This is a genomic window from Pseudomonas sp. DF11 (assembly GCF_058148565.1).
The window spans coordinates 410,198-426,302 of record NZ_JBYVYN010000005.1 but is presented as its reverse complement, the minus strand read 5'-3'; the positions used below and the strand labels follow the sequence as shown (position 1 = coordinate 426,302).

At 61.6% G+C, this 16,105-nt stretch carries 11 protein-coding genes; 6 read left to right on the top strand and 5 right to left on the bottom strand.

The features are described 5' to 3' along the window. Positions 1–30: 30 nt before the first annotated feature. Together lolD and AC30D9_RS17940 are read right to left on the bottom strand one after the other, a co-directional pair. The gene (gene lolD, locus AC30D9_RS17945) at positions 31–714 is read right to left on the bottom strand and encodes a lipoprotein-releasing ABC transporter ATP-binding protein LolD (RefSeq protein ID WP_162843734.1); all 684 of its coding nucleotides are present in this window, start codon (positions 712–714) and stop codon (positions 31–33) included. A gap of 7 nt (positions 715–721) precedes the next feature. Continuing rightward, entirely contained in the window at positions 722–1,972 is a 1,251-nt protein-coding gene (locus AC30D9_RS17940; RefSeq protein WP_134923518.1) for a lipoprotein-releasing ABC transporter permease subunit, read from the bottom strand. Positions 1,973–2,066: 94 nt separating this feature from the next. Here AC30D9_RS17940 and AC30D9_RS17935 point away from each other — a divergent pair, with 94 nt between their 5' ends. Together AC30D9_RS17935 and AC30D9_RS17930 are read left to right on the top strand one after the other, a co-directional pair. Next, complete coding sequence (locus tag AC30D9_RS17935; RefSeq protein WP_134923517.1) at positions 2,067–2,663, top strand: PilZ domain-containing protein; 597 nt, start codon at positions 2,067–2,069, stop codon at positions 2,661–2,663. Then, a complete protein-coding gene (locus tag AC30D9_RS17930; protein WP_134923516.1) occupies positions 2,660–3,382 on the top strand; it encodes a glycerophosphodiester phosphodiesterase in 723 nt (240 codons plus the stop codon). The genes AC30D9_RS17935 and AC30D9_RS17930 overlap by 4 nt, the downstream gene beginning before the upstream one ends. A gap of 42 nt (positions 3,383–3,424) precedes the next feature. On the opposite strand, the gene sthA is transcribed toward AC30D9_RS17930, so the two are convergent. Both sthA and AC30D9_RS17920 read right to left on the bottom strand, forming a co-directional pair. Next, the gene (sthA, locus tag AC30D9_RS17925; RefSeq protein ID WP_003183399.1) at positions 3,425–4,819 is read right to left on the bottom strand and encodes a Si-specific NAD(P)(+) transhydrogenase; all 1,395 of its coding nucleotides are present in this window, start codon (positions 4,817–4,819) and stop codon (positions 3,425–3,427) included. A gap of 211 nt (positions 4,820–5,030) precedes the next feature. Next, the gene (locus AC30D9_RS17920) at positions 5,031–6,020 is read right to left on the bottom strand and encodes an FAD:protein FMN transferase (protein WP_490144501.1); all 990 of its coding nucleotides are present in this window, start codon (positions 6,018–6,020) and stop codon (positions 5,031–5,033) included. Between the two features lie 265 nt (positions 6,021–6,285). Here AC30D9_RS17920 and AC30D9_RS17915 point away from each other — a divergent pair, with 265 nt between their 5' ends. Further along, positions 6,286–7,584, top strand: a complete 1,299-nt coding sequence (locus AC30D9_RS17915) for an MFS transporter (RefSeq protein ID WP_490144500.1) — start codon at positions 6,286–6,288, stop codon at positions 7,582–7,584. Between the two features lie 155 nt (positions 7,585–7,739). Here the strand turns inward: AC30D9_RS17915 and AC30D9_RS17910 are convergent, their stop codons facing one another. Next, complete coding sequence (locus AC30D9_RS17910) at positions 7,740–9,203, bottom strand: glyceraldehyde-3-phosphate dehydrogenase (RefSeq protein ID WP_109751586.1); 1,464 nt, start codon at positions 9,201–9,203, stop codon at positions 7,740–7,742. A gap of 168 nt (positions 9,204–9,371) precedes the next feature. Between AC30D9_RS17910 and mfd the strand changes: the two genes are divergently transcribed. From mfd to AC30D9_RS17895, 3 genes are read left to right on the top strand one after another with little or no spacing between them, the layout of a single operon-like run. Continuing rightward, a complete protein-coding gene (gene mfd, locus AC30D9_RS17905) occupies positions 9,372–12,821 on the top strand; it encodes a transcription-repair coupling factor (protein ID WP_490144499.1) in 3,450 nt (1,149 codons plus the stop codon). 10 nt (positions 12,822–12,831) lie between these two features. Beyond that, positions 12,832–13,398, top strand: a complete 567-nt coding sequence (locus AC30D9_RS17900) for a CsiV family protein (RefSeq protein WP_307571361.1) — start codon at positions 12,832–12,834, stop codon at positions 13,396–13,398. 11 nt (positions 13,399–13,409) lie between these two features. Beyond that, positions 13,410–16,103, top strand: coding sequence for an SNF2-related protein (locus AC30D9_RS17895; RefSeq protein ID WP_490144498.1), 2,694 nt, complete (start codon positions 13,410–13,412; stop codon positions 16,101–16,103). Positions 16,104–16,105 lie beyond the last annotated feature (2 nt).

The window sequence follows — 16,105 nt, the reverse complement described above, 5'->3', positions numbered from 1 at the left end:
CACTTGCAGCAAGTACCGGGTTTCGGTCGGTCAGATGGGCGTCAGGCAACCTTCCTGCAAGTGCAGGACGCGGTCCATCTGCCGGGCCAGGTTCATGTCGTGGGTCACCACCAGGAACGCCGTGCGCATCGAGGTGCTGAGCTCCAGCATCAAATCCTGGATGCCTTGGGCGGTGTGGGAGTCGAGGTTGCCGGTCGGCTCGTCGAGCATCACCAGGCCAGGCTTGTTGACCAGGGCGCGGGCAATCGCCACACGTTGGCGCTCGCCACCGGACAGTTCGGCCGGTTTGTGCTCCAGGCGATGGCCCAGCCCTACCCGCTCCAGCAAGGCCGTGGCGCGCTGACGGGCTTCAGGAATCGCCGTGCGACCGATCAACAGCGGCATGCAGACGTTTTCCAGCGCCGTGAACTCAGGCAGCAAGTGGTGGAACTGGTAGACGAAACCCAGGGAACGGTTGCGCAGCAGGCCACGGGCCTTCTCGTTCAGTGCGGAAAGTTCTTCGCCCGCCAGCCAGACACTGCCGGCGGTCGGCGTATCCAGGCCACCCAGCAGGTTGAGCAAGGTACTCTTGCCCGACCCCGAGGTGCCGACAATCGCCACGCGCTCGCCAGGGTGCAACTCCAGTTGCAGGCCCGACAACACCACCACCGACTCCGGACCTTCCTCGTAGGACTTGCCCAGGTTGCGGCAACTCAAGATAGCTTTTTCACTCATGCCCGACTCACTCATAACGTAACGCCTCCGCAGGCTGGGTGCGCGCGGCACGCCAGGCAGGATACAGGGTGGCGAGGAAACTCAGGACCAACGCGGCGCCGCAGACCATCAACACGTCATCGGCCTGCAATTGCGACGGCAGGTAGTCGATGAAGTACACGTCGGCGTTGAGAAACTTGTGCCCGATCAGGCCTTCGAGGGCGGCAATCGCGGCGCTGACGTTCAGCGCGGCGAACATGCCGACCAAGGCACCGACGAACGTACCGATCACGCCGATGACCGTGCCCTGGACCATGAAGATCCGCATGATCTGCCCCGGCGTGGCGCCGAGGGTGCGCAGGATGGCGATGTCGCCCTTCTTGTCGTTCACCACCATCACCAGTGTGGAGATGATGTTGAACGCCGCCACGGCGACGATCAGCAACAGCAGCAGGCCAATCATGGCTTTTTCCATGCGGATCGCCTGGTACAGGTTGCCGTGGGTGCGGGTCCAGTCCCGGGCGTAATAACGGTCTTCACCGAGCTGCTGGGCGATGGTCCAGGCCACACGCGGGGCCTGGAACAGGTCGTCGAACTTCAATCGCAGGCCCTGGACCTGATCCGGTTTCCAGCGATGCAGGCGCGCCAGGTCCTGGAGATTGGTGACGCCCAGGTAACCGTCCAGCTCGCCGGCGCCGACATGAAAAATGCCGACCACGGTAAAGCGTTTCATGCGCGGAAACATGCCGCCCGGGGTCACGGTGACTTCCGGCGCAACGAAGGTCAGCTTGTCGCCGATCGCCACGCCAAGCTTGGCCGCGGCCTTGTCGCCAATGACGATGCCGAAACCGCCTGGCGCCAGGTCGTCGAGTTTGCCCTGCTGCATGAAGTTATCGATGATCGATACCTGCCGCTCGAGCCCCGGGTCGATGCCATTGAGCAAAACCTTGGACACCTTGCCGTCATTGGTCAGCAGACCCTGCATCTGGGTGAAAGGCGCAACGGCCAGCACCTGCGGGTTCTGCTTGACCTTGGCGGCCAGGCTCGGCCAATCACTGATGGCCTCGCCGGTTTCGAGGGTCGCGTGGGGCACCATGCCCAGCACGCGGGTGCGCATCTCATGGTCGAAGCCGTTCATCACCGACAGCACGACGATCATCACGACCACGCCAAGGGCAAGCCCGATGATGGACGTCAGGGAAATGAACGATACGAAATGATTGCGACGCTTTGCACGGGTATAACGCGTGCCGATAAATACGAAGAGAGGTCTGAACATGTCGGGGCTTGTTCGGAGGGAAAAGGAACGTCCTTGTGGCGGGGGTCTCAAACCAGCTTTACACTCAGACCACCGCCGCTACCATGGGTTCGCCATGTCGACATTAGATGAAGAAGATCGCCGCGAATACTACCGTATCGAGGACACGATCGCACTGGAAATTCGGCCCCTGTCCATTCCTGAAGCTGCTGGCCAGGAAGTGTTGCAGGATGCTTCTCCACTGTTCAACCTGCTCAGTGAACTGCACCTGAGCGAATTCGAGTCACAGCACCTGCTGCGTCAGATCAGCGAGCGCGAACGCAGCATCGCGGCGTACCTCAAGGCCATGAACAAACGCATCGACCTGCTCAGCCAGGTCATTGCCCTGACGGTGCTCGGCGAAATCGGCGAACCGCAGCCGGTGATCATTTCCGAAGGCGGCATCGACTTCCAGCACCCCACACCGATCGCGGTTGGCGCCCATCTGTCGATCAAACTGGTGCTGATGCCGCAAGCCCTCGGGTTGTTGCTGCGGGCACGGGTCACCCATTGCGACCCCAAGGGCGATGGTTACGACGTGGGCACCGAGTTCGAACGCCCTACCGACGCCCAGCGCCAGTTGCTGGCCCGCTACATCCTGCAAAAACAGGCGCAAGAACGGCGCCTGGCTCGGGAACTGAACGAATCAGGTATCAATAAGGAAGAACCGTGACCCTCATTTATGGCCACCGCGGCGCCAAGGGCGAAGCGCCGGAAAACACCCTGACCGGTTTTCAGGAGTGCCTCAAGCACGGCGTGCGCCGTTGCGAGCTGGACCTGCATCTTTCGATGGACGGCGAGTTGATGGTGATCCACGACCCGACCCTCAAGCGCACCACGGATCGCCGGGGCAAGGTGGTCGAGCACACCGCCGCCGAACTGGTGACTTACGATGCACGCAAGGGCGGCCCGGGCTGGATCAAGCCGTGCCCGATCCCACGCCTGGAAGAGCTGTTCGAGAAGTGTGACTTCGAGCATTGGCAACTGGAGGTCAAGAGCGCTTCACGCACCCGCGCCGCCGCCACCGTGCTGGGCATCCGCGAAATGGCCCAGCGTTTCGGGCTGCTGGACAAGATCACCATCACCTCCAGCTCCCGGGAAGTGCTCAAGGCGGCCCTGGACCTGACACCAGACATTTCGCGCGGCCTGGTGGCCGAATACGCCTGGCTCGACCCGCTGAAGGTCGCCCAGAGTTACGGCTGCGAGATTCTGGCGCTGAACTGGACCCTGTGCACGCCGGAACGCCTGATCAAGGCCCAGCGTCAGGGGCTGCACGTGTCGGTGTGGACCGTCAACGAACCCGCGCTGATGCGCAGGCTCGCCGACTTTGGCGTTGACAGCCTGATTACAGACTTTCCCGGTTTGGCCACTGCCACGCTCGAGAATTGCTGAAATCGGTCTCCCCGGCCGGCTCAGGCCACCGGCCGGAGCCGCTCAAAAAAGCCGGTTGAGCCCGTCATAGGCCGCTACCCGATAGGCTTCGGCCATGGTCGGGTAGTTGAACGTGGTGTTGACGAAGTACTTCAGCGTGTTCAATTCGCCCGGCTGGTTCATGATCGCCTGGCCGATGTGCACGATCTCCGAGGCCTGGTAGCCGAAGCAGTGCACGCCCAGCACTTCCAGGGTCTCGCGGTGGAACAGGATCTTCAGCATGCCTTGCGGCTCGCCGGCGATCTGCGCGCGGGCCATGCTTTTGAAGAACGCCTTGCCCACTTCGTATGGCACCTTGGCCTGGGTCAGCTCCTGCTCGTTCTTGCCGATCGAGCTGATCTCCGGAATGGTGTAGATGCCGGTCGGCACGTCGTTGACGAAGCGCCAGCTGCCATTGTCGACAATGCTGCCGGCGGCCGAACGACCCTGGTCGTGGGCGGCACTGGCCAGGCTCGGCCAGCCGATCACGTCACCGGCACCGTAGATGTTCGGCACGCAGGTGCGGTAGTTCTCGTCGACTTCGATCTGGCCACGGCTGTTGACCTTCACGCCGATGTTTTCCAGGCCCAGGGTGTCGGTGTTGCCGGTACGACCGTTACACCAGAGCAAGGCGTCGGCCTTGATCTTCTTGCCGGACTTGAGGTGCAGGATCACGCCGTTGTCGACGCCTTCGACACGGTCGTAGTCTTCGTTGTGGCGAACCGTGATGTTGTTGTTGCTGAAGTGATAGCTCAGGGCCTGGGAGATTTCCGAGTCCAGGAAGCTCAGCAACTGGCCACGGTTGTCCACCAGTTCCACCAGCACACCCAGGCCGCTGAAGATCGAGGCGTATTCGCAACCGATCACCCCGGCGCCGTAGACGATGAGCTTACGCGGGGTGTGACCCAGGCTCAGGATGGTGTCGCTATCGTAGATACGCGCGTGGTTGAAATCGATGTCGGCCGGGCGATACGGGCGCGAGCCGGTAGCGATGATGATGTGCTTGGCCACCAGTTTCTCGACCACACCGTTGCCGCAGACCACCTCGACTGTCTGCTCATCGGCAAAGCTGCCGGTGCCGAAGAACACGTCGACGCGGTTGCGGGCGTAGTAGCCGGTGCGCGAGGCCACCTGCTTGGAGATCACCTTCTCGGCGCTCTTGAGCACGTCCGGGAAGGAGAACCAACGCGGCTCGCCGATGGCCCGGAACATCGGGTTGGTGTTGAACTGCATGATCTGCCGGACCGAGTGACGCAAGGCCTTGGACGGGATGGTGCCCAAGTGGGTGCAGTTGCCGCCGACCTGCCGACGGCTGTCGACCATCGCCACCTTGCGCCCTGCCTTGGCGGCGTTCATTGCCGCGCCTTCACCCGCCGGGCCGGAGCCCAGTACCACCACGTCGTAGTTGTAGACAGCCATGCGTACTCCTCAGAACAGGCCGTGGCACCTCACTTGGCACCGACGGCTAAATCATGCCGGCCTGCGGCATGAAGGAACAATTTGGGGCCGGTTCACGAGCCCGGCCACAGTCTATAGAAGCGTCAACGCCGCGCACATTACCCCTTGGTCGCGTCGTAGGCTAGTTTTGCCTGCGCTATTTCGCCACAGGTAGCCTTTCAGGGCCCTGTCATCATTGGTTTTTTCCGTTGGTCATCCGTTCAAATGCCTCATTGGTGCGAACGACGAAACGGTCATTGTCCCGCAATACGAAAAATACCCCGATGCCATGCTGCTGGGCATAGTCCCAACCCCGTTCAGGACCGAGAATCAGCAACAGCGTCGATAGTCCATCGGCCATCAACGCCGAAGGATGAATCACCGTGACTGACGCCAGGTTATGTAGGACCGGCGCACCCGTACGTGCGTCAAAGGTGTGGGAGTAACGCTTGCCGCCCTGTTCGAAATATTTACGGTAGTCACCCGAGGTGGAAACCCCGTAACCATTGACCTCGATGACACGCTCTGCCACTTGCCGATCATCCCGTGGTTCTTCCAGGGCGATCCGCCAGGCCGAACCATCGGGTTTGCGCCCGACGGCCTTGAGTTCGCCAGTGGCTTCGGCCAGATAGCTGTCGATACCCAGGGCCTGGAGCCTGGCGGCGATGCGGTCGACGGCGTAGCCCGCGGCGATACTGTTGAAGTCGACTTCCACCACCGCGTCCTTGCACAGCCGGTCGCCGTCGATGCGCAAATGACCATGGCCGACACGCTGGCGCACCAGGGTCAACGCCTCGGCGCTCGGCACTTGTTCTTCCCGGGATTGGGGACCGAAGCCCCACAGGTTCAGCAGCGGTTCTACGGTCAGATCGAAGGAACCGTCGCTTTGAACGGACAACTGCTCGCCCACTTGGACCAAATCCAGGATCGGGCCAGGCATGATCTGACAGCTATTGGCCGGCAACGCATTGAAACGTTCGACGTCCGAGTCGCTGCGATAGGTCGAGAATTGCCGATCCACTTCGGCAAGGATGCTTTCCACCTCGGCCTGCACCGCTTTCGGTCCAGGCATGGCGGAATGCCTGACGTATTGAATCGAATAGTGGCTACCCATGGTCGGGCCGTCGAAGCGCTCCAGCGTGTCGCCGTTGCCGCAACCGGACAACACGCCGACCAGAACCACAAGCCCAATCCATCGTCCAGTTAACAAATCTTCATCTCCCCTCAAAACCGCGCCGGCCATTATGGGCCTCAGCGCACGCAAAAAAACCTGTGGAAGCCGATGGAACCTTGTGGGAGCAAAGCTTGCTCGCGATGAACGATGACACGGTCTCGCAGTTAAACCGTGTCGCCTGCATCGCGAGCAAGCTTTGCTCCCACAGGTTCCCACAAGGCTTCCACTGGGGTACGGCGCTTTCATACAAGATTGTCAGAGTGAGTACCTACACATGCCTTCCAACACGAGCAACGGCAAGGCGATTTTTCGCGTTGTCAGCGGCAACTTCCTGGAGATGTTCGACTTCATGGTCTATGGCTTCTACGCCACGGCCATCGCCAAGACGTTCTTTCCCACCGACAGTGCTTTCGCCTCGCTGATGCTGTCCCTGGCCACGTTCGGCGCCGGGTTCCTGATGCGCCCCCTGGGGGCGATTTTCCTCGGCGCCTACATCGACCGTCACGGACGTCGCAAAGGCTTGATCATCACCCTCGCGCTGATGGCGCTGGGCACCATACTGATCGCCTGCGTGCCGGGCTACGCAGTCCTCGGCGTGGCGGCCCCCTTGCTGGTGCTGCTGGGCCGATTGCTGCAAGGCTTCTCCGCTGGCGTGGAACTCGGAGGCGTATCGGTTTACCTGGCGGAAATTTCCACGCCGGGGCGCAAGGGTTTCTTTGTCAGTTGGCAATCGGCCAGCCAACAGGCTGCCGTGGTGTTTGCCGGCCTGTTGGGGGTTGGCCTCAATCACTGGCTTAGCCCCCAGGAGATGGGCGACTGGGGCTGGCGCGTACCGTTCCTGGTGGGTTGCATGATTGTGCCGGCAATATTCATGATCCGTCGCTCACTGGAGGAAACACCTGAGTTCCAGGCGAGAAAACATCGTCCTAGCCTGTCGGAAATTATCCGCTCCATCGGTCAGAACTTCGGCATCGTCTTGGCTGGCATGGCGCTGGTGGTGATGACCACCGTATCGTTCTACCTGATCACCGCTTACACACCTACCTTCGGCAAGGCCGAGCTGAACCTGTCGGACCTCGATGCACTGCTGGTCACGGTGTGCATCGGCTTGTCGAATTTCTTCTGGCTGCCGGTAATGGGGGCGTTTTCCGACAAGATCGGACGCAAACCCCTGTTGCTCGGTGCGACGATCCTGGCGATCCTGACCGCCTATCCGGCACTGTCCTGGCTGGTGGCGAACCCCAGCTTCAGCCATTTGCTGATCGTCGAGCTGTGGTTGTCGTTCCTGTATGGATCCTACAACGGCGCCATGGTCGTGGCCTTGACGGAAATCATGCCGGTCGAGGTGCGCACCACCGGTTTCTCCCTGGCATACAGCCTGGCGACAGCGACGTTTGGTGGGTTTACCCCGGCGGCCTGCACTTACCTGATTCATGTATTGGATAACAAGGCAGCGCCAGGGATCTGGCTCAGTGGCGCGGCCATATTGGGGCTGATTGCTACCTTGGTGTTGTTCAAGGGTAATCGTCATGAGCTGCGGACTGCGCAAGCGTCGATGGTGAGCGGCGCCTGATAGATTGCCTTCGCGAGCAAGCCCGCTCCCACAGGATGTACGCGTACAAACTGTGGGAGCGGGCTTGCTCGCGAAGAGGCCGGCCCAGCCAACACAAAACCTCCAGATACAAAAACGCCCCGACAAGTCGGGGCGTTTTCATTGGCGGCTAAGGCTTAGCGCGGGAACGCTGGCGGGTTTACCCCGGCCATGTCTTCCATCACGCGAACCACCTGGCAGCTGTAACCGAATTCGTTGTCGTACCAGACGTACAGGACAACGCGGTTGTCTTGGCTGATGGTGGCTTCAGCATCCACGACACCGGCGTGGCGCGAGCCCACGAAGTCGGTGGACACCACTTCCTGGGAATTGACGAAGTCGATCTGCTTATGCAGCTCGGAGTGCAGCGCCATGTAGCGCAGGTACTCGTTCATCTCTTCACGGGTAGCGGCTTTCTCAAGGTTCAGGTTGAGAATGGCCATCGACACGTTCGGCGTCGGCACACGGATCGCATTGCCGGTCAGCTTGCCGGCCAGCTCAGGCAGCGCCTTGGCGGCGGCGGTGGCGGCACCGGTCTCGGTGATGACCATGTTCAGCGCTGCGCTGCGGCCACGACGGTCGCCCTTGTGGAAGTTGTCGATCAGGTTCTGGTCGTTGGTGTAGGAGTGAACCGTTTCAACGTGACCGTTGACGATGCCGAACTTGTCGTTCACCGCCTTGAGCACCGGCACGATGGCGTTGGTGGTGCAGGAAGCGGCGGAGACGATCTTGTCGTCAGCGGTGATGTCGCCGTGGTTGATACCGTGGACGATGTTCTTCAGCTTGCCCTTGCCAGGCGCGGTCAGGACAACGCGGTCGATACCCGGACAGGCCAGGTGCTGGCCCAGGCCGTCGGCGTCACGCCATACACCGGTGTTGTCCACCAGCAATGCGTCCTTGATCCCGTACTGGGTGTAGTCCACCTCGGTCGGGTTCTTCGCGTAGATCACCTGGATCAGGTTGCCGTTGGCGGTGATGGTGTTGTTTTCTTCGTCGATGGTGATGGTGCCGTTGAACGAACCATGGACCGAATCGCGACGCAGCAGGCTGGCACGCTTGGTCAGGTCGTTCTCGGCGCCCTTGCGCACCACGATGGCCCGCAGGCGCAGACCGTCGCCGCCACCGGTTTTTTCGATCAGGATGCGCGCCAGCAGACGACCGATACGACCGAAGCCGTACAGGACCACGTCAGTGCCTTTGCGAGCCGAAACGTTCTGCTGGCCAACCACATCAGCCAACTCTTCACGAACGAACTGCTCGGCGCTACGGCCGTTGCCTTCGTTGCGGAACTTGAACGCCAACTTGCCCAGGTCCACCGAAGCCGCGCCGAGCTTGAGCTCGCTCATGGCCTTGAGCAGAGGGAATGTTTCGTGGACGGAGAGTTCGCTGTCGTCGGAAGAACGGTGGCGAGCAAAGCGATGGGCTTTGAGGATCGCGATGACAGACTGGTTGATCAGGCTGCGGCCATAGATCGAGCTCACCACGTTGTTATTGCGGTAGAGCTGACCGATGAGAGGGATCATCGCTTCTGCGAGAGCTTCACGATCAATCCATTCACCAAGACACTGGTCGGGCTTCTGAGTCACGGTAACCTTCCACATGTAGGGGCTGAAAAAAGGGGCTACATTATGCCGCCGAGTCCTCGGCGGAGCAATGCGCGCCTGTCGCACCGTGGTTTTCCTGTCTGCCTGGGTAGTCTGCGACTGACAGCGGCCCCCTTCCCCCGCTACAATTGCCGACTTTGTCGCAACGCTGGAGCTCAACCTTCCGTGCCCGTTCTGCGTCTTCCGCTTCTCCCTGCCGCGGCAGGTAAACAGCACTGGGGCAACCTGCCCGGTGCCGCCCTGAGCCTGGCCATCGCCGAGGCTGCCAGCGCTGCAAAGCGTTTCACCCTGCTGCTGACTGCCGACAGCCAGAGCGCCGAGCGGCTGGAACAGGAGCTGAGTTTCTTCGCTCCGGATTTGCCGGTCTTGCATTTCCCGGACTGGGAAACCCTGCCCTACGATCTGTTTTCGCCACACCAGGACATCATTTCCCAGCGAATCGCCAGCCTTTATCGGCTGCCGGAGCTCAGTCATGGCGTTTTGGTAGTGCCGATCACCACGGCCCTACATCGCCTGGCACCGACCCAATTCCTGCTCGGTAGCAGCCTGGTGCTGGACATCGGCCAGAAGCTCGATGTCGAGCAAATGCGTACCCGCCTCGAGGCCGCTGGCTATCGCTGCGTCGACACGGTGTACGAGCACGGCGAGTTCGCGGTACGCGGCGCCCTGATCGACCTGTTCCCGATGGGCAGCAAGCTGCCATATCGCATCGATCTGTTCGACGATGAAATCGAGACCCTGCGCACCTTCGATCCGGAAAACCAGCGCTCCATCGACAAAGTGCAGTCGATCCGCCTGTTGCCGGCCAAGGAATTCCCGCTACAGAAGGAAGCCGTGACCCGCTTCAAGGCACGCTTTCGCGAGCGCTTCGATGTGGATTTCCGCCGCTGCCCGATTTTCCAGGACCTGAGCAGCGGGATTACTCCCGCCGGCATCGAGTATTACCTGCCGCTGTTTTTCGAAGAAACCTCCACCCTGTTCGATTACCTGCCCCAGGACACCCAGGTATTCTCCCTGCCGGGCATTGAGCAAGCAGCGGAAAACTTCTGGAACGACGTGCGCAACCGCTACGAAGAGCGTCGCGTCGATCCTTCCCGGCCGCTATTGCCCCCAGCCGAGCTATTCCTGCCGGTGGAAGACTGTTTTGCCCGCCTCAAGAGCTGGCCGCGAGTGGTGGCGAGCCAGCAGGACGTGGAAACTGGCGTCGGTCGTGAACGCTTCCCGGCCAAAGCGTTGCCGGACCTGGCCATCGAGGCCAAGGCCACGCAGCCATTGGCGGCGCTGGCGGGTTTTCTCGACACATTCCCCGGTCGCGTATTGTTCACCGCCGAAACCGCGGGTCGTCGCGAAGTGCTGTTGGAGCTGCTTGAACGCCTGAAGCTGCGACCGAAGACGGTGGACAGCTGGCCGGACTTCGTCGCCGGCAAGGATCGCCTGGCGATTACCATCGCCCCGCTGGACGAAGGGCTGGTGCTCGATGACCCCGCCATCGCACTGGTTGCCGAAAGCCCGTTGTTCGGCCAGCGCGTCATGCAACGCCGCCGTCGCGAGAAACGCGCAGACGCCGCCAACGACGCCGTCATCAAGAACCTCACCGAACTGCGCGAAGGTGCGCCCGTGGTGCACATCGACCACGGCGTGGGCCGCTACCTGGGCCTGGCGACCCTGGAAATCGATAATCAGGCCGCCGAATTCCTCACACTGGAATACGCCGAGGGCGCCAAGCTCTATGTGCCGGTGGCGAACCTGCACCTGATCGCCCGCTACACCGGCAGCGACGACGCCCTGGCCCCGCTGCATCGCCTGGGCTCGGAAACCTGGCAGAAAGCCAAGCGCAAGGCGGCCGAACAGGTGCGCGACGTGGCCGCCGAACTGCTGGACATCTATGCCCGGCGCGCGGCCCGCGAGGGCTACGCCTTCGCCGACCCGAAAGCCGACTACGAAACCTTCAGCGCCGGTTTCCCGTTCGAAGAAACCGTCGACCAGCAGACCACCATCGAAGCCGTGCGCGCCGACATGCTCGCGCCCAAGCCGATGGACCGCCTGGTGTGTGGCGACGTCGGCTTCGGCAAGACTGAAGTGGCGATGCGCGCCGCGTTCATTGCCGTGCACGGTGGCAAGCAGGTGGCGATCCTGGTGCCGACCACCCTGCTCGCCCAGCAGCACTACAACAGTTTCCGCGACCGCTTCGCCGACTGGCCGGTGACCGTGGAAGTCATGAGCCGTTTCAAATCCACCAAGGAAGTGAACGCCGCCGTGGCCGACCTGGCCGAGGGCAAGATCGACATCGTCATCGGCACGCACAAGCTGCTGCAGGACGACGTGAAGATCAAAAACCTGGGGCTGGTGATCATCGACGAAGAACACCGCTTTGGTGTGCGCCAGAAAGAACAGCTCAAGGCCCTGCGCAGCGAAGTCGACATCCTGACCCTGACCGCCACGCCGATCCCCCGCACGCTGAACATGGCCGTGTCGGGCATGCGCGACCTGTCGATCATCGCCACGCCGCCGGCCCGTCGCCTGTCGGTGCGCACCTTTGTCATGGAGCAGAACAAAAGCACGGTCAAGGAAGCCTTGCTGCGTGAGTTGCTGCGTGGCGGCCAGGTCTATTACCTGCACAACGACGTGAAGACCATCGAGAAATGCGCCGCCGACCTGGCCGAGCTGGTGCCGGAAGCGCGTATCGGCATCGGCCACGGGCAAATGCGCGAACGCGAACTCGAGCAAGTGATGAGCGACTTCTACCACAAGCGCTTCAATGTGCTGATCGCCTCGACCATCATCGAGACCGGCATCGACGTGCCGAGCGCCAACACCATCATCATCGAGCGCGCCGACAAATTCGGCCTGGCCCAGCTACACCAGTTGCGCGGCCGGGTCGGGCGCAGTCACCACCAGGCCTACGCCTATCTGCTGACGCCACCACGCCAGCAGATCACCCCGGATGCGGAAAAGCGCCTGGAAGCCATCGCCAATACCCAGGACCTCGGCGCCGGTTTCGTGCTGGCCACCAACGACCTGGAAATCCGCGGCGCCGGCGAATTGCTCGGCGACGGCCAGAGCGGCCAGATCCAGGCCGTCGGTTTCACCCTGTACATGGAAATGCTCGAACGCGCGGTCAAGTCGATTCGCAAGGGCGAACAGCCAAACCTCGACCAGCCACTGGGCGGCGGGCCGGAAATCAACCTGCGGGTGCCGGCGCTGATCCCGGAAGACTACCTGCCGGACGTTCACGCGCGGCTGATCCTCTACAAACGCATCGCCTCGGCCAGCGACGAGGAAGGTCTCAAGGACCTGCAAGTGGAGATGATCGACCGCTTCGGCCTGCTGCCGGAACCGACCAAGAACCTGGTGCGCACGACGCTGCTCAAGCTCAAGGCCGAACAGTTGGGTATCAAGAAAGTCGACGGCGGCCCCAACGGCGGTCGGATCGAGTTCGAGGCCCAGACCCCGGTCGACCCACTGGTGCTGATCAAGCTGATCCAGGGCCAACCCAAACGCTACAAGTTCGAAGGCGCCACGATGTTCAAGTTCATGGTGCCCATGGAACGCCCGGAAGAGCGTTTCAATACCGTAGAGGCGCTGTTCGAGCGCCTCACTCCGACCACTGCTTGAAGGACGCCACATGCGCCTGTTTCGCTCACTGACCTTGTTGTTGACCCTGGTCGCTCCCCTGGCGTTTGCCGACGACCTGTACCAGGTTGAAATGATTCTGGTGCGCCAGAACGCCGAGCCGGCGATCATCAGCCGCGCCGCACCGGAAGACTGGGACGCCGGCGCGCAACGCCTGGGGGCCGATAGCCAGCGTACGCCAGCCTTGGGCAACATCGTGGAGAAACTCAACGCCAGCGGCCAATACACGGTATTGATGCACAAGGCCTGGCAGCAGACGCTCGGCGAACAGGGCCGCAAAGTCGCCATCAGCGACGGTGCCGAACAGTTCGGGCAATTCCCTATCGAGGGTACCCTGGAGCTGAAACTAGGCCGTTTCACCGACGTGGATGCCGATTTCTGGATCAACCAGATCAACGCCAATGGCCTGGTCACCGCCAGCGAGCGCCTCAAGCAACAGAGCCACACCAAGAATGGCCAACTGAATTTCCTCGACAACGGTCATCTCGGCCTGTTGATCAAGATCACCTCGCTGACCGCGCCCGCGCCACGGCAGGCACCTGAAGTCATTCCGGACTGATTGGCGCGCCTATGCCCTCGCCCCTGAGCAAACCCCTGGCACCTTCCTGGGTCAATCGATTCAAGGAACAGAGCCTGGAGCGTGGGCGCCGTTATGCGCTGGAAAACCGCGTCAGGATCGTCGAGGCCGGCGACAGCACCATCACCGCCAGTTGCGAAGGCTCTGGCGGTAACGTCTACCGTCAGACCATTCGCCTCAAAGAGTCAGCCAAGGGCACGCTGATTCTGCTTGAGGCCGCGTGCTCCTGCCCCGTACGCATTAACTGCAAGCATTGCGCGGCGGTATTACTGCAAGTCCAGGAAACCCTGGCCTACCCGGCCGCCGAGAAAGACGCGCAGCTGCTGGAGAAACTCCAGGCAGTGCTGGACAACCGCATCCCCAAGGCCCCGCCGCAAGTGCTGGTGGATAACGTGCAGCCGGTACCGCGTCTGTGGCTCGCCAGTGTCGAGTTCAGCGCCTTCGAGCCACGCAACGGCAAAATGCAACGCTACATCCAACACCGCGCAGCCCTGTCCTTCAGTTACCTGGACGAATACGTCAGCGGCCAGCGCAACACCGACGTACTGATTCGCCAGGAAACCCAGACACTGCGGATAAAACGCCACACCGATGTGGAACAGTCCTACCGCGAGCAACTGCGAATCCTCGGTTTCAAGGTCGCGACCCGACAAAGCAAGGCCCTGCCGGAAAGCGCTGGCGAACTGTACGAGATGGTCAACGACAGTGCCTGGCTGACGTTCACCCTCAACGACCTGCCTAAACTGCGCACCCAGGGCTGGGAATTGCAGATCGACGAGGACTTCGGCTTCGACCTGACGGCCGTGGACGAGTGGTACGCCACCGTCGAGGAAACGCCGGAGCGGGACTGGTTCGACCTGGAACTGGGGATCATCGTCAACGGTGAGCGCCTGAGCCTGTTGCCGATCCTGCTGAACCTGATGCGTTCGCACATCGAACTGTTCAACCCGGAACGCCTGGCCCGGCGCCGCGACGACGAACTGATCCTGGTCAACCTGACCAACCGTCCGAACTCGGAGTTCGGCCCGCAACAAGTGGCACTGCCCTATGGCCGGCTGAAACCGGTGCTGGCGACCCTGGGCGAGTTTTACCTGCAAGAGCCCGGCACCACCAAACTGCGCCTCAACAGTGCGGACGCCTTGCGCCTGAACCCGCTGCAGGACATGCCGCTGACCTGGGAAGGTGGCGAACACATTCGCGGCCTGGCCCAACGCCTGCGGGACATCAAGGATTACACCGCCACCGCGCCAGAAGGCCTGAACGCGACACTGCGGCCTTATCAGCTCGAAGGCTTGAGCTGGATGCAATCGCTGCGTCAGCTGGAAGTCGGCGGCATTCTCGCGGACGACATGGGCCTGGGCAAAACCCTACAGACCCTGGCGCACATTCTCAGCGAAAAAAACGCCGGACGTCTCGACCGACCGTGCATGGTGGTCATGCCTACCAGCCTGATTCCCAACTGGCTCGACGAGGCAGCCCACTTCACGCCACAGCTCAAGGTGCTGGCCCTGTATGGCGCCGGGCGCAAGAAACATTTCGAACGGCTGGGCGAATACGACCTGGTGCTTACCACCTACGCGCTGCTGCCCAAAGATGTCGAGCGCCTCGCGGCGCAGCCGTTGCATGTGCTGATTCTCGACGAAGCCCAGTACATCAAGAACCCTACCAGCAAAGCCGCCCAGGCCGCCCGCGAGCTCAACGCCCGCCAGCGGTTGTGCCTCTCCGGTACGCCACTGGAGAATCACTTGGGCGAATTGTGGTCGCTGTTCCACTTCCTGCTGCCGGGATGGCTTGGGGACGTCAAGAGTTTCAACCGCGATTACCGCGTGCCTATCGAAAAACGTGGCAGCGACGTCAGACTCCAGCACCTCAACGGTCGGATAAAACCTTTCCTGCTACGCCGGACCAAGGAACAAGTGGCGACGGAACTGCCACCCAAGACCGAGATCATTCATTGGGTCGAACTCAGCGACGCCCAGCGGGACGTCTACGAAACCATGCGCCTGGCGATGGACAAGAAGGTCCGCGACGAGATCACCCGCAAAGGCGTGGCCCGCAGCCAGATCATCATTCTTGAAGCGCTGCTCAAGCTGCGCCAGGTGTGTTGCGATCTACGCCTGATCAACGACGCCGCCCTGCCAGCCCGCGGCAGCACCTCGGGCAAGCTCGACAGCCTGATGGAAATGCTCGAAGAGTTGTTTGAAGAAGGCCGTCGGGTACTGCTGTTTTCTCAGTTCACGTCCATGTTGGCGCTGATCGAAGATGAGCTGAAAAAGCGCGGGGTCGATTACGCGATCCTGACGGGTCAGACCCGGGACCGACGCACGCCAGTCAAGGAATTCCAGAGCGGCAAGCGTCAGATCTTTCTGATCAGCCTGAAGGCCGGGGGTGTAGGCCTGAACCTGACCGAGGCCGACACGGTGATTCACTACGACCCGTGGTGGAACCCGGCCACCGAAAACCAGGCAACCGACCGTGCCTACCGTATCGGCCAGGAAAAACCAGTGTTCGTCTACAAGCTGATTGCCCGAGGCACGGTGGAAGAGAAAATCCAGCTGCTGCAAAAGGAAAAATCCGACCTCGCGGCCGGCGTGCTGGACGGACGCGTGGCCGGGGATTGGAAATTGCAGAGCGACGATATCGAAGCATTGTTCGCACCGCTGCCGGACAAACTGGAAAAGCGCTGATT

What these genes read in the sequence shown, in the direction of transcription:
- lolD (WP_162843734.1), bottom strand. Translation starts at nt 714, where the DNA reads ATGAGTGAAAAAGCTATCTTGAGTTGCCGCAACCTGGGCAAGTCCTAC.
- sthA (WP_003183399.1), bottom strand. Translation starts at nt 4,819, where the DNA reads ATGGCTGTCTACAACTACGACGTGGTGGTACTGGGCTCCGGCCCGGCG.
- AC30D9_RS17910 (WP_109751586.1), bottom strand. Translation starts at nt 9,203, where the DNA reads ATGTGGAAGGTTACCGTGACTCAGAAGCCCGACCAGTGTCTTGGTGAA.
- AC30D9_RS17900 (WP_307571361.1), top strand. Translation starts at nt 12,832, where the DNA reads ATGCGCCTGTTTCGCTCACTGACCTTGTTGTTGACCCTGGTCGCTCCC.
- AC30D9_RS17940 (WP_134923518.1), bottom strand. Translation starts at nt 1,972, where the DNA reads ATGTTCAGACCTCTCTTCGTATTTATCGGCACGCGTTATACCCGTGCA.
- AC30D9_RS17935 (WP_134923517.1), top strand. Translation starts at nt 2,067, where the DNA reads ATGTCGACATTAGATGAAGAAGATCGCCGCGAATACTACCGTATCGAG.
- AC30D9_RS17895 (WP_490144498.1), top strand. Translation starts at nt 13,410, where the DNA reads ATGCCCTCGCCCCTGAGCAAACCCCTGGCACCTTCCTGGGTCAATCGA.
- AC30D9_RS17915 (WP_490144500.1), top strand. Translation starts at nt 6,286, where the DNA reads ATGCCTTCCAACACGAGCAACGGCAAGGCGATTTTTCGCGTTGTCAGC.